The sequence below is a fragment of the Lacinutrix sp. MedPE-SW genome, assembly GCF_001874145.1.
Lineage (GTDB): Bacteria > Bacteroidota > Bacteroidia > Flavobacteriales > Flavobacteriaceae > Lacinutrix.
Window position 1 is genome coordinate 84,415 of sequence record NZ_MPCX01000010.1, and the last position, 13,697, is coordinate 98,111.

A 13,697-nucleotide genomic window follows, 5' to 3' on the forward strand; every position below is an offset into this window, starting at 1 on the left:
ACCGAAGCATAGTCTTCGGTTTTTATTTTTAAAATAATTAATTGTACTTTTCAACTTTGTTTATAGTTATGCAAAGAGTACTTGTTTTATTGTTAATTATTTGCGCCACGTCGTGTGAATATTTTAATGCAAAAAAAATAGCTTCAGAAGATATTTTAAAAGAAGAACTTAAAACCTTTAACTGGAGCGATGTTGATACCTATCCAACTTTTGTTTCATGCGATACTTTAAATACTAAAGACACAAAAAAAAACTGTTTTATAAATACACTCTCGCAGCATATTACTTCAAGTTTGCAAGAAGAAACAATTATAGTTTCAAAAGATATAAATGATACGGTTATTTTGGCATTTCAAATCTCAGAAACTGGCCAATTAAATATAAAAGATATAAGTATAAACGATTCTATTTTAGTGCAAATACCAGAACTGGAAAACATGCTTTTTAAAAGTTTAAATACTTTACCAAAAATTTATCCAGCAATTAAACGCAATCAACCAGTAAAAACAGAGTTTAAGTTACCAATAATTATAGAAGCTAATTAAAACCTAATTGCTAACTTTTTCATTAAACGTAAGATTTCAACATAAAGCCATATTATAGTTACAAGTAAACCATAGCAGGCAAGCCACTCTTTATACTTTGGTGCTTTATTTTTATAGCGTTCTATAAAATCGAAATCTAATAAAAATGATAAAGCGGCAAAGGTAGCAGCGACAATATTAAAGCCAATAGCAATCCAGCTGGTTCCCCAAATAAAAGAACGAATACCAAAAAAGCTTAAAATCCATGAGATTAAATACACTAAAAATATTGCCGAACATACTGTAATAATTACGCTTCTAACCTTTTTTGTTACTACAATTATTCGGGTTTGGTATAAAAATAAAATTGTAAAAAAAGTAATTATAGTAACACCAATAGCTTGATATGGCATTTCGGGATAATGTACTTTTACAAAAGCGGTAAAGCCACCAAGAAAAAACCCTTTAGCAACAGCGTATAATGGCACTAAAAAATGTGCCCAATGTTGGCGTACAGATAAAACAATACTAATAACAATTGCAGCTATCATGCCACCAGTGCCAAACCATTTTATATTGGTGCCACTAGTATGTAGTTTCCAAACACCTACTACAATAGTTGTAGTGATAGTTAGCATTAAAAAAGTTTTAATTAAAATGCCAGTAACAGTCATTTTTGCATTGGCCGTTTTGCGGTCGTTCCAAAAATAATTTGAAAATATAGGATTAGATGTATTGTTTAATAAACGCACTATAAATTAAATTTGTAACCTAAGGCAAAGTCTAAAGGAAATTGGTCTTCATTATCAATAAGTAAAGCAAATAGAGAATCGTAAACAAAGGTTAAGTAACCGTTTCCTAGCTTAACATCTGTACCAATACCAAATATAAAAGGAACATCGAAAGAGGTTCCAGAATTTTCAATTATTATAACATTAGAAGCATCATTAGGATCTTGAATTGTACTATTTGTTTTCGAGCTTGTTAAAGTTGCAAATTTTGTTTGAGCATAAATACTAAACTTAGAGGTGTTTATAATTTTAAATCTATAACCTAAAGCCAATTGAAAAGCAGCATAATCAAAATCATCACTACTAGTACTATAACGCATATTTAAAAAACCAGAATGTCTTGAAGGTTTGTTAGCTGCAACTTCTAATTCTGCACCAAAAAAGGGAACAGTTTCATTATCTTTATTACTAATAAAGTTTGGGTTTTTTACAAAAGGATTATTAGTTAAACCGCCAAAAACACTTAAACGTAATTTTAGTTTAGCAGTATCATCATTTACTACATAATTCACGTCTTTAGCAGCGTTATATTGGTTTATAAAGTTTTTAAGACTATATGTAGTTAATTTAGTTTTTGAAGCATCCATAAGTGTTAAATCGCTTAATACCTGCTTATATTCCTCTTTGTATTTTTTATTATCGCCTTTAGTATTTTTTAGTTCTATAAGTGTATTGTCTTCGGTTTTTATAAAGTATCTGTATTTACCGTTAAAAGTATTCCAAAGCAAATCTAAAGTACCATTAGCTTCAGTTTTAAGCGTTAGGTTTTCACTTTCAAACATATAGGTTTGTTGAGCAAACGTTATAATGCTAATTAAAAAAAGACTTAGAAATGAGATTGTTTTTTTCATAATGTAGTAGGTTATTCTATGTAAATGTATAAATTTTAAGTGAACTTGTACTTACTTTTTAAAAGTTCTGCCTTTCCATTTGTATTTAGAAAACATAGAAATTAAAGCAATGTAAACAGTAAAAAAAGGATAGATAAATGCTGATAATATATAACCAGATAAATGTTTTTTTTGACTGAAAAAATCTGCAGACTTATAAATTAAGAGAAAATCTATAATACTCTTAAGGACGAAAATAAAAATTAATGCTCTTACAGAAAACAACTGAAGCATGCTTAACACGAGGCTAATAACTATAGTAGCATTCATTAATAAAACAATTAGTCCAACTACTTTACCAAATATAGAGTTATAACTCGAGGTTTTTGCAGCCCAACGTTTGCGTTGAGAAACTAATGTTGATACTGTTGGTTGCGCTTTGGTTTTTACAATTGCATTTTTAGATTTTAAATAATTAACAGCCGTTTTGTCTTTTTCAATTGCCTTTTGAAGCAAAAAAATATCATCACCACTTGCAATATTTTCATTTCCACTAAAACCCTTTAAATCTAGAAACCATGATTTTAAATAAGCAAAATTAGCACCATTACATAAAAATGGTTTATTTATACCAAAGCCTCCAATGGTTGCTCCCATTAAACTTAAAAAATCTATTAATTGAAATTGTTGTATAAATGTGTTTGTATTATGGTAGGCAACTGGAGCAATAACCATTTTGCTTTTTGTTTTTAAAATAAAAGCGTTAAAAGTGTCTAGCCATAAAACAGGTAGTTGGCAATCGGCATCTGTAGTAATAATCCAATCGTTTTTTGCATTATTTATGGCAGAAGTTATAGCGTCTTTTTTGGGAGAATTAGAATTCCTGTTGTTTTTAATTATTTTAAAATTTATCTCTTGGTTTTTAAAATGCTTAGTTATAATAGTAACAGAATTGTCTGTAGAATCATCATCAACAAAAAGAATCTCAAAGTGTGTTTTTAAATATTGTAATTTTACGATAGAATCTAATAAAATCTTAAGGTTTTTGGCTTCATTTCTAAACGGGACAATTATAGAAAAAGTGGTTTTATTTTTAGTTCTTTCAGTATTAAAAATATTAATTCGGTAAAAGCCATAAAGTAACGCTCCAATAAAGCACAGGTAAATACTTGTAATAATAATAGCTAGAATTATCATGGTTTTAGCTGCTTTTTATGGTTAAAAGTAAGTACAAAATAACAACCTGCCACACTTGGTATTACAAAGTTTAAAATCCACATCGTTGTAATTACAGATAATATTGTAAGCGTGCTTATGCTAGTAAAAGAAAAAAGGAAAACTGCAACACTACCTTTAACAACAACATCAAAAATAAAGAGTGTTGGTATAATAGATGTTAATAAATACATAGTAGTTATTATAACCATAGCATCGAGGTAATGCATATTTACACCAAAAAGTAAGAGTAAATAATAAAATTGAAATGAAAATAATACATAACGAAATATTGAAAATACAGTGACTAAAAAACTAACTTTTACAGGAAGATTTTTTAAAAAAAGAAAAATCTTATTAAGGGAAAAACCTTTAATAGTATATTTAGTTTGCTTAACACCTAAAATAAAAAAAACTATAATAACAACACCTAAAGTTAATATTCGTAAAATACGATAAACATCTATATTTATTGAGTAAGTACTTGTAAATAGTAATAAGCCAATAGACCCAAAAACTACTGTAACAACCATTTGTAAAGTATTGCCAACAAGGTTTAAAAGCATGATTTTTTTTCTATAACTATTAACAAAATATATAGCCTTTGCACCATATTCTCCTATACGATTTGGTGTAAATAAAGAAGCAGTTAAAGAACCTAAGGTTTGTTTTGTTGCTTCAAAAAACGATATTTTTTTAATAGTTGAAACTAATTGTTTCCATTTTAAAATTTCTAAAAACCAATTAAATAAACTTAAAACCAACAGAAAAAATACGTTTTTAGCCGAAAAAAAAGCGTTTTCGTTTAAAAAAGTGAAGAATGTACTAAATTTTAAATTTCCATTATTAGCCAATTTGTTATAAATAAAATAGAATGCACCAACTACTATACTCAATTTAATGAGTGCAAAAAAGAATTGCTTAGTTTTGTAGGGTAAAGAGTAATTCATTTTTTTTCTGAAGTTGATTCAGGATTCTATAGAATGAGTCTTATTTTTTTAGACTACAAATTAAATCAATTATTACCCAATGAAGACTTCATTTAAATACTATTGTACATTTATATTGTTATTTTGTTTCGTTAACTATGGTTTTTCTCAAAAAGAAACAGCTAAATGGAAAGCCTTAATTGCTTTAGGATTAAACAGTCCGTCACAAGGTGGTTTTGTTGAAGGTTTTGAAGGTAATACAGTAAATTTCCCGACTATAAATTTGGGAGTACAGCGAATGTTTACTCCAAAATATGGTGTTAAGTTAGATTTAGGTTACAATCGTTTTGGTGTTGAAAATGAGTTGTTTGAAAATAAAATTAATTACACGCGCATAAATGCGCAGTTGGTTTACGATACGTCTCAGGTTTTTTATTTTTTACCACAAAACGTAACTTTAGTTGGGCATATAGGTCCAGGATATTCTATGGTAAAACCTCTAGGTGATTTTAAAGACAATGATGTGTCTTATTTAAATGCAATGGCAGGAATAGAAATACATCATTACGTATCTAGAACTGTAAATGTTTTTGCCGATGTTTCTTATATCTATGGTTTTAGCAGTGATTTTGAAAATGTAGAATCTGGTTTAGGTTCTTTTAACGGTAATGTTGCAACGCTTACTTTTGGTGTAGCAATATCTTTAAGCGGTTGTGTAACCTGTAATTAAATGGCAGAAGAAAAAATTATATTAGGTATCGATCCTGGAACCACAATTATGGGTTTTGGACTTATAAAAGTGGTAAATAAAAAAATGCATTTTTTACAACTTAATGAGCTAGACTTAAAAAAATACGACGATCATTATTTAAAGCTAAAACTAATTTTTGAACGTACTATAGAATTAATAGATACACATCATCCAGATGAAATTGCTATAGAAGCACCTTTTTTTGGAAAAAATGTACAAAGTATGCTTAAGCTTGGTCGTGCACAAGGCGTCGCAATGGCTGCCGGTTTGTCTCGGGAAATACCAGTAACAGAATACGCTCCAAAAAAAATTAAAATGGCAATAACAGGAAATGGAAATGCAAGTAAAGAACAGGTAGCAAAAATGCTGCAAGGTATGCTTGGTATAAAAAAACTTCCAAAAAACTTGGATGCTATGGATGGTTTAGGAGCTGCTGTTTGTCATTTTTACAACCAAGGACGTGTTGAAATTGGCAAAAGTTATTCTGGTTGGAGTGCTTTTGTTAAGCAAAATGAAAAGCGCGTGAAAAAGTAAAAATAAATGTCTGGAATTTACATTCACATACCATTTTGCAAGCAAGCTTGCCACTACTGCGATTTTCATTTTTCTACCTCAATGAAGAAGAAAGATGAGCTAATTAATGCTTTAATTAAAGAATTAGAAATAAGAAAAACCGAGTTTAATAATATAACTGTAGAAACCATTTATTTTGGAGGTGGAACACCATCGCTTTTATCTACTTTAGAAATTAACAAGATTATTGATGCGGTTTATAGTAATTATGAAGTTATAAATAATCCTGAAATAACCTTAGAGGCTAATCCAGACGATTTAAACAACCAGCAAATAATTAAGCTATCACATTCACCAATTAATAGGTTGTCTATAGGCATACAATCTTTTCATGAAAAAGATTTAAAACTCATGAATAGAGCTCATAATTCAAGTGAAGCTAAATCCTGTTTAGTAGAAGCGACTAAGTATTTTAATAATATTTCTTTAGATTTAATTTACGGTATTCCTGGAACAACACATGCAGAATGGGAAGAGAATATAGCTATTGCATTAAGTTTTGGTGTTAACCATATATCCAGCTATGCTTTAACTGTAGAACCTAAAACAGCATTAGCATCGTTTATAAAAAAAGGAATAATTGATAATGTAGACGATGCATTAGCCCAAGAGCAATTTCATATTTTAATAGAAAAATTAGCTCAAAATAACTTTATACACTATGAGCTTTCTAATTTTGGAAAAGAAGGCTTTTTTAGTAAAAACAACTCTGCTTATTGGCAAGGTAAACCGTATATTGGTATAGGTCCATCGGCACATTCTTTTAATGGTAAACAACGTGGCTGGAATGTTAGAAATAATACCAAATACATAAAATCTATAGAGAATAATACCTTACCAATAGAAATTGAAACGCTAACAATAACAGATCAATATAACGAGTATGTAATGACTGGTTTACGTACTGTTTGGGGAGTTTCAATACAAAAAATAGATTCAGATTTTGGTGAACATTTTAAAGTTTATTTATTAAAACAAGCTCAAAAATTTATTAAAGAGCAATTACTTTATATTGAAAACAATAAACTTCTTGTAACCAAAAAAGGAAAGTTTTTAAGTGATGGTATTGCTAGCGATTTATTTATGTTAAATTAAATTTCGTATTTTAAAATAGAAACCATCTAGGGATTTTTAAATTTATAAGCTTGAAAATTTCTTTTTTAATTAATTTAGCAACAACCAAAACGTCTACAAAAAAAGTTTAAAAAACAATGATAGCGACAATACAAATAAATTCAAAAAAAATAAAAATAGATTTATCAAAACCACTAGATATTTCTATGCCATTACGCGCTTCAGAAAAAAATGTAAACGCATGGTATGTTAATGCTCCAAAAATAGAACCGGTTAAAGTAGATGAGTGGATTGCAAGTGTGGCACAAGGAGCAGATATTAACTTTAATAACATAAGTTTTAATCCTCATGCACATGGAACGCACACAGAAAGTGTTGGCCATATTACTAAAGAGGTTTATAACGTAAATAAATGCTTTAAGCGTTTTATGTTTACTGCAGAGTTAATAAGTGTTGCGCCAGAAGTTGTTGGAGAAGATGAGGTGATATCAAAAAAACAAATTCAGTTTTTATTAAAAAGAAAAAAGCCAGAAGCCATCATTATTAGAAGTATGCCAAATACAAAAGATAAAAAGTCTAGGCAGTATTCGCATACCAATTGGCCGTATTTAACAGAGGAAGCAGCTGTGTTTTTAAGAGAAAAAGGAATTAAACATTTACTTATAGATTTACCAAGTGTAGACAAAGAAAAGGATAACGGGCAATTACTGGCACACAAAGCTTTTTGGAATGTAAATGGTGAAATAAGAAAAGAATCTACCATTACAGAGCTTATTTATGTGCCTAACAAAGTAAAAGATGGTAGTTATATTATAAACTTTCAAATAGCACCTTTTGTAAACGATGCTACACCAAGTAAACCTATATTATACAAAATAGAATAATGGATATTATTTTTTCAATCATATTTGGAGTTATAGCTGCATTAGGAGTAAACACTTATATAAAACACATACAAAGCAAAAAACTAGCACAGTCACAATCGGTTATTTTATTAGATAAAATAAAAAAGGTGTGTAAGTTTATAACTGTTGAAGGTGACTTTGCAGAAATTTACCATTATGAAGATGTAAAAGAGCGTTTTTTAAAACTTGTTTCAAGTAGAAAAAAAGCCTTAGTAGTTATTGATGCAAAAGCATATGTTGGTTTCGATTTATCTAAAATAGATATGGATGCAAATCCAGAAACAAAAAAAGTGACGCTTAAGCATTTCCCAAAACCAGAGGTATTATCTATAGAAACCAATTTAAAATATTACGACAAAAAAGACGGTATTTTCAATAAATTTCAAGCAAACGATTTAACAGCATTACATAACGAAGCAAAGTTGCATATTAGGGATAAAGTGCCAGAAAGTGGCTTGTTTCAAATAGCAAAAAAAGAAGCTTTAGAATCTGTTTTATTAATAGAAGGTATTGTACAAACTATAGGCTGGAAATTAGACTACTCTGCTTTAGAGGTTGGTAGTGAGGTTGTTAAGGAGTTGAAAAACTGAGTATTTTATGCGGTAAAAGCTGCGGTTTGTCTATGTTTTTTTACTTTTAAGCGAATTTTAATGATGTTGGGTACTAATAAAAATGTTTCAATTGTTATTATTATAGATTTATAACTTAACCTAAATTAATCATGTTATGAAAAAATTTATAACTTACATTAACGAAGTATTAGAGAGTTTAGATATTTACACTAATGTGAATTCAAAACCAAAAGCCATCAAATCACCAAAAATAACTTCAAAAAAAGATAAGCTTTTAGAAGATAAATAGATTTTCTGTAAATTTATTTAATGAATATTCAATATATACGCGATTACTGTCTTAATAAACCACATACAATTGAGACTTTTCCATTTGATCAAAACACCTTAGTATTTAAAGTTGCAGACAAAATGTTTGCATTAGTACCTTTAGAGAAATGGGAACAAGGTTTAGCAGCTATAAGCTTAAAAGCAAAACCAGAATATTCTATAGAGTTAAGAGCAGAAAATAGAAGTGTAGAGCCTGCATTTCATATGAATAAAAAACATTGGAATACTATACATCTTTATAAAGCAGAATTACAACCAGAATTAATATTAAAACTAATAGATCACTCTTATACAATGGTTGTACAAACAATGTCTAAAAAAAAGCAAAAAGAGTTAGGCTTCTAATTTTGTTCGTCGATACATAATTGCTAATTATCGTCGTTAAGGTGGTAAGTATCGAAATAATAAAAAAATCTTTAACCTCAGTGTTAGTTTTGTAAAGAAATTAATGCAATACACAACACTATGGTAATGAGTTTTTTACACACAGGTTTTTTAAAATATTTAAATACAACACAATCAACTGCACCTTTAGTAAAAGGCTCAACTCATAATATCTTAAAAAAAGATTATGAGTTAGCTTTAAAAACTAACTTAAAACAGTTAGAGTTTATTTCTCGATTAGAAATGCATTTAGATAATTCATTAACACACATATACTCATTAAAATTTTTACAAGAATTAAACAACATAAAAGCACAAGCACAAAACAAAACAATACAATCTATTAAGTATTGTAAATAATATGTTTTTAAATTACCATTCGTCGACACTTAAACGTTATCCGTCTACACTAGATAGGGCTTAATCGAAATTAAGCAGTAAACTAATACATACTAGCTAAATTTGTCTACAATAAAAACCCTCATAATGGTAACAAAACTTAAAATACTTCTTATCGAAGATGATATGATTGAAATTATGAAATTGAATAGAACAATTTCTAAATTAGAATTAAATCATGAAATTATTGAAGCTAATAATGGAGAAGAAGCATTACAAATTTTAGAAAAAAAAGACAGTTTACCAGATATAATTTTATTAGATTTAAACATGCCAAAAATAAATGGTATTGAATTTTTAAATATTTTAAAGAATAACGACGTGTTAAAATACATACCAACTGTTATTTTAACAACATCTAACAATCAAAAAGACTTATTAGAATGTTATAAAATAGGCGTAGCAGGTTATGTTATAAAACCTTTAAAATATGAAGATTATGTTTCTAAAATCGATAAATTATTAGCATATTGGAGTATTAACGAGTTAATAAAAGTATAATGAAAGGCATCGTATTTACAGAATTTTTAGAATTAGTTGAAGATAAGTTTGGTCTAGAAATGGTAGATAATATTATTTCAAGCTCTAATCTCGAGTCTAATGGTATTTATACTGCGGTTGGTACTTATAGTTTTTCTGAAATGCTACAACTTTTAGAACATCTAAGTAAAAATACAGGTATATCTATAGATAATTTATTATTAGTATATGCAGAGCATTTTTTTAGTGTGATAGAAAATAGTTATCCTGGTCTTTTAGCAACTTATAAAGATCCTATTGAAATGATCTCATCAATAGAAAACCACATTCATGTTGAAGTTAGAAAAATTTATCCAGATGCAGAATTACCAACATTTGAAGTTATAGAAAAAACAGATAACAACCTTATAATGGTATATAAATCTAGTAGAGCAATGCATCATTTTGGCTTAGGTTTAATGAATAAAACGTTTGAACATTTTAATTCTACAGCAACAATAGAATTAGAAAAAATTAAAGAAGACGGTACAGAAGTGAGATTTGTTATTAATAAAAATTAATGAGTCAAGATCAAGTAGAAATACTACAACGCGCATTAAAAAGAGAAAAGGCAGCGAGAAAAGCTGCCGAAAAAATTCTTGAAGAAAAGTCAAGAGAATTATATTTTACTTCACAAAAGTTAGAACAATTACTAGACGAGAAGTCGTCTCAACTGCAAGGTGTTTTTGAAAACATTATAGATGCATACGTTGTAATGGATCTACAAGGAAACATTATAAAATTTAACGAAGCAGCTACAAAATTATTTGGTTTCGATATAGAAAGAGAAAGTGTAAATGTTATAAATCTTATTTATAAAGAAGATTATGAGTATGCTATAACGTCATTTATGCAATTACAAAGCAATGGCTATTTTAAAGATTATGAAGCTAGAGTATATACCAAATCTAAAGAAGTTAAGTGGGTACATATTAACGCAAGCGTAATTTTTGACAAAGATAAAAATCCAGTAGCAGCTCAAGGTATTGTTAGAGATATTACAGAATTTAAAAATTTAGAAATACAAAAAGAAAAGCTTCTTAGTAAATTAGAAAAAAGCAACGATGAGCTACAAGAATATGCACATATAGTTTCACACGATTTAAAATCGCCTTTACGCAGTATACACGCGTTAGTAAGTTGGTTAAAAGAAGATAATATTAATAGCCTAGATAAGGCAAGCCTTAAAAATATAGAGTTGATAGAGTTAACCCTAGAAAAAATGGAGCAGCTAATTACAGATGTTTTAAATTACTCTAGTGTAGGCTCAGATACATCATTAAGAGAAGAAATAGACTTAAACGGTTTAGTAAGCCAACTTGTAAGTATTTTATACGTGCCAGAAAATATAGAAATAAAAAGCCTTAATATTTTACCAAATATTACTGGAGATAAAACAAAACTTCAACAATTGTTTCAAAATTTAATAAGTAATGCTATTAAATTTATAGATAAGGAAAAAGGCACAATTATTATAGATGTAGAAGATGTAAATAGTCATTATAAATTTTCAATTAAAGATAATGGAATAGGTATTGAAAAACAGTTTCACGAAAAGATTTTCAAAATATTTCATTCTTTAAAAAAGAGTAAAGATTCTACAGGAATTGGATTATCTATTGTTAAAAAAATAGTCAATCTACACGAAGGTGAAATTTGGTTAGATAGTGAACCAAATGTTGGAACAACCTTTTATTTCACATTAAAAAAATAAAAAATGAAAGTAGTACAGTTAGTAAAATATAAAAATAAAGATTGGGAGTATATTAAAGAAAAACAAGAGTTAAAATCTCCTTTAGTTTTGGTGTTTGGTAATAGGTATATGTTAGAAAGTGATACCATTTATAAAGAACTAAGAGAACTTTTTTTAGATGGCCACATTGTTTTTGCATCATCATGCGCAGAAATTTCTTCAGATACTGTTAATCAAAATAGTATTACTGTAACAGCAATAGAGTTTGAAAAAAGTACATTTCAAATTAAAACTAGTAATATTTTAAATACAAATTTAGATAGCTTTAAAACAGGAAACGATTTAATAAAACAGTTACCTCAAGACGATTTAAAATATGTTTTAGTATTATCTGAAGGTAGCTTTATAAACGGAAGCCAATTAACAAAGGGTATGAGTGATGCCACAAAAAATAACCTTTTAATAACCGGTGGTTTATGTGGAGATGATGAACGCTTTGAAAAAACATTAGCATCATATAACGAAAATCCTAAAGAAGGAGAACTTGTCGCTATTGGTTTTTATGGCGAAACTTTAGAAATTTCATTCTCTATTCATGGTGGTTGGACACCTTTTGGACCAGAGCGTATAGTAACTAAATCTAAAGACAATATATTATTTGAGCTAGATGGAAAGCCTGCCTTAGATTTGTACAAAACCTATTTAGGAGAAAAATCTAAAGATTTACCTGGAGCCGCATTATTATATCCATTAAACGTTACATCTACAAACGAAAAACAATCAATAGTGCGTTCTATTTTAAATATAGACGAAGCAGAGAACGCAGTAATTTTGGCAGGAGATATTAAAGAAAACTCTAAAGTACAACTCATGATGACTAATGTAGATAATATTGCAAATGCATCAGAACGCGCAGCAAAACAAGCATTAGAGAATAGAAAAAATAAAACAGAATTAGCATTATTAGTAAGCTGCATAGGTAGAAAGCTAGTACTAGATCAACGAGTAGAAGAAGAAATTGAAGAGGTCATAGAGGTTATAGGAGACAATACCGCAATAACTGGTTTTTATTCTTATGGAGAAATTGCTCCATTTCATGGTGAAGTAGCTTGCCAATTACATAATCAAACAATGACAATAACGCTAATTAGCGAATAATGAATTCTTTATTAAAGAGACAAATACGAAAATATTTAAGTGAAGATTTAAAAAACAATAGTGAGTTAACTACGTTTCTTAAAGCTATAGATAGTTCATACAATAATTTCGATGAACAATCTACTATGATTCAACGCGCAATGGCTATAAGCTCAGACGAGTTATATGCAGCAAATACAAAACTAAAAAACGAAGCAGAAGAGCAAAAGCAAGTTATAAGTAAATTACAAAGCGTAATTAATACACTTAAGTACTATAATTTAAAAGAAGATGACAATACAGAGAATGTTGAAATCACAGGTTCTAATTTGGTAGATTTTATAGACAATCAAACCAAAGAAATTATAAAAATGAACAAGCAAAAGCAATTAATGCTAAATGAGCTTGCACATCAAAATCAGGAACTTAGTGATTATGCGCATATGGTCTCTCACGATTTAAAATCACCATTAAGAAGTATAGATACTTTAACCGCCTGGTTGACTGAGGACTATAAAGATGTATTTGATGATAATGGTAAAAACACATTAAATCTAATTAGAAATAATGTAGATAAAATGGATAAACTAATTAGTGGTATTCTAGAATACTCAACTATTGGTAAAAATCAAATAGAAGTTTATAATGTAGACTTAAATATGTTATTAGATAATATATTAAACACAATACACATTCCAAATAACTTTCAAGTTATAAAAGAAAATTTACCAACGGTAAAAGGCGATAAATATAGATTACAACAGTTGTTTCAAAACTTGATTGTTAATGCAATTAAATATAATGATAAAAAGAAAGGTATTGTTAATATAGGTGTAGTTGAGAAAAATAACTATTGGCAATTTTATATAAAAGACAATGGAAAAGGTATAGAAAAAGCCTATTATGATAAAATTTTTAAAACCTTTGAAAAATTAGAAAATAATCCAGAATCTTCAGGAATAGGTTTGTCAATCGTAAAAAAAATCGTAGAACTTTACGGTGGAAAAATTTGGGTAGAATCTCAAATAAAAATTGGAACTACTTTTTATTTTACAATTAAAAAATCTTAAA

General features: G+C 28.4%; 18 protein-coding genes. 14 read left to right on the plus strand and 4 right to left on the minus strand.

Going from position 1 to position 13,697, the window contains the following annotated elements; all coding sequences use genetic code 11:
• Nucleotides 1–68: 68 nt before the first annotated feature.
• On the plus strand, nt 69–545 hold the full coding sequence (locus tag BM549_RS10475) for a hypothetical protein (RefSeq protein WP_290470222.1): 477 nt from the start codon (nt 69–71) through the stop codon (nt 543–545).
• Here BM549_RS10475 and BM549_RS10480 read toward each other — a convergent pair.
• From BM549_RS10480 to BM549_RS10495, 4 genes are read right to left on the minus strand one after another with little or no spacing between them, the layout of a single operon-like run.
• Nucleotides 542–1,276: a Bax inhibitor-1/YccA family protein gene (locus tag BM549_RS10480; RefSeq protein WP_290470223.1), complete on the minus strand. Its 735-nt coding sequence runs from the start codon at nt 1,274–1,276 to the stop codon at nt 542–544. The two genes, BM549_RS10475 and BM549_RS10480, sit on opposite strands and share 4 nt — an antisense overlap.
• Nucleotides 1,276–2,166 (minus strand): hypothetical protein, encoded by an 891-nt coding sequence (locus BM549_RS10485; RefSeq protein WP_290470224.1) that lies wholly within the window; start codon nt 2,164–2,166, stop codon nt 1,276–1,278. The genes BM549_RS10480 and BM549_RS10485 overlap by 1 nt, the downstream gene beginning before the upstream one ends.
• A gap of 51 nt (nt 2,167–2,217) precedes the next feature.
• Nucleotides 2,218–3,342, minus strand: a complete 1,125-nt coding sequence (locus BM549_RS10490; RefSeq protein ID WP_290470225.1) for a glycosyltransferase — start codon at nt 3,340–3,342, stop codon at nt 2,218–2,220.
• A complete protein-coding gene (locus tag BM549_RS10495) occupies nt 3,339–4,310 on the minus strand; it encodes a hypothetical protein (protein ID WP_290470226.1) in 972 nt (323 codons plus the stop codon). Before BM549_RS10495 ends, BM549_RS10490 begins: the two co-directional genes overlap by 4 nt.
• Nucleotides 4,311–4,389: 79 nt before the next feature.
• Between BM549_RS10495 and BM549_RS10500 the strand changes: the two genes are divergently transcribed.
• The 13 genes from BM549_RS10500 to BM549_RS10560 all read left to right on the plus strand — a co-directional run bounded on the left by BM549_RS10500 (nt 4,390) and on the right by BM549_RS10560 (nt 13,696).
• The gene (locus BM549_RS10500; protein WP_290470227.1) at nt 4,390–5,019 is read left to right on the plus strand and encodes a cell envelope biogenesis protein OmpA; all 630 of its coding nucleotides are present in this window, start codon (nt 4,390–4,392) and stop codon (nt 5,017–5,019) included.
• Nucleotides 5,020–5,574: a crossover junction endodeoxyribonuclease RuvC gene (gene ruvC / locus BM549_RS10505; protein ID WP_013869953.1), complete on the plus strand. Its 555-nt coding sequence runs from the start codon at nt 5,020–5,022 to the stop codon at nt 5,572–5,574.
• Nucleotides 5,575–5,580: 6 nt separating this feature from the next.
• On the plus strand, nt 5,581–6,708 hold the full coding sequence (gene hemW, locus BM549_RS10510) for a radical SAM family heme chaperone HemW (RefSeq protein ID WP_290470228.1): 1,128 nt from the start codon (nt 5,581–5,583) through the stop codon (nt 6,706–6,708).
• Between the two features lie 116 nt (nt 6,709–6,824).
• Complete coding sequence (locus tag BM549_RS10515) at nt 6,825–7,571, plus strand: cyclase family protein (protein WP_290470229.1); 747 nt, start codon at nt 6,825–6,827, stop codon at nt 7,569–7,571.
• On the plus strand, nt 7,571–8,182 hold the full coding sequence (locus BM549_RS10520; RefSeq protein ID WP_290470230.1) for a DUF4230 domain-containing protein: 612 nt from the start codon (nt 7,571–7,573) through the stop codon (nt 8,180–8,182). The genes BM549_RS10515 and BM549_RS10520 overlap by 1 nt, the downstream gene beginning before the upstream one ends.
• 136 nt (nt 8,183–8,318) lie before the next feature.
• Entirely contained in the window at nt 8,319–8,453 is a 135-nt protein-coding gene (locus BM549_RS10525; protein ID WP_290470231.1) for a hypothetical protein, read from the plus strand.
• A 20-nt stretch (nt 8,454–8,473) separates the two neighbouring features.
• Nucleotides 8,474–8,839, plus strand: coding sequence for an MmcQ/YjbR family DNA-binding protein (locus tag BM549_RS10530; protein WP_290470232.1), 366 nt, complete (start codon nt 8,474–8,476; stop codon nt 8,837–8,839).
• A gap of 126 nt (nt 8,840–8,965) precedes the next feature.
• Nucleotides 8,966–9,238 carry a hypothetical protein gene (locus tag BM549_RS10535; RefSeq protein ID WP_290470233.1) on the plus strand — a complete coding sequence of 91 codons (273 nt, stop codon included), beginning with the start codon at nt 8,966–8,968 and terminating at the stop codon, nt 9,236–9,238.
• Between the two features lie 126 nt (nt 9,239–9,364).
• Nucleotides 9,365–9,778, plus strand: coding sequence for a response regulator (locus BM549_RS10540; RefSeq protein ID WP_290470234.1), 414 nt, complete (start codon nt 9,365–9,367; stop codon nt 9,776–9,778).
• Entirely contained in the window at nt 9,778–10,317 is a 540-nt protein-coding gene (locus tag BM549_RS10545; protein WP_290470235.1) for a heme NO-binding domain-containing protein, read from the plus strand. Before BM549_RS10540 ends, BM549_RS10545 begins: the two co-directional genes overlap by 1 nt.
• Nucleotides 10,317–11,510, plus strand: a complete 1,194-nt coding sequence (locus tag BM549_RS10550; RefSeq protein WP_290470236.1) for an ATP-binding protein — start codon at nt 10,317–10,319, stop codon at nt 11,508–11,510. The genes BM549_RS10545 and BM549_RS10550 overlap by 1 nt, the downstream gene beginning before the upstream one ends.
• A 3-nt stretch (nt 11,511–11,513) precedes the next feature.
• Nucleotides 11,514–12,647, plus strand: coding sequence for an FIST N-terminal domain-containing protein (locus BM549_RS10555; RefSeq protein WP_290470237.1), 1,134 nt, complete (start codon nt 11,514–11,516; stop codon nt 12,645–12,647).
• Nucleotides 12,647–13,696, plus strand: a complete 1,050-nt coding sequence (locus tag BM549_RS10560; protein WP_290470238.1) for an ATP-binding protein — start codon at nt 12,647–12,649, stop codon at nt 13,694–13,696. Before BM549_RS10555 ends, BM549_RS10560 begins: the two co-directional genes overlap by 1 nt.
• Nucleotide 13,697: the final 1 nt, after the last annotated feature.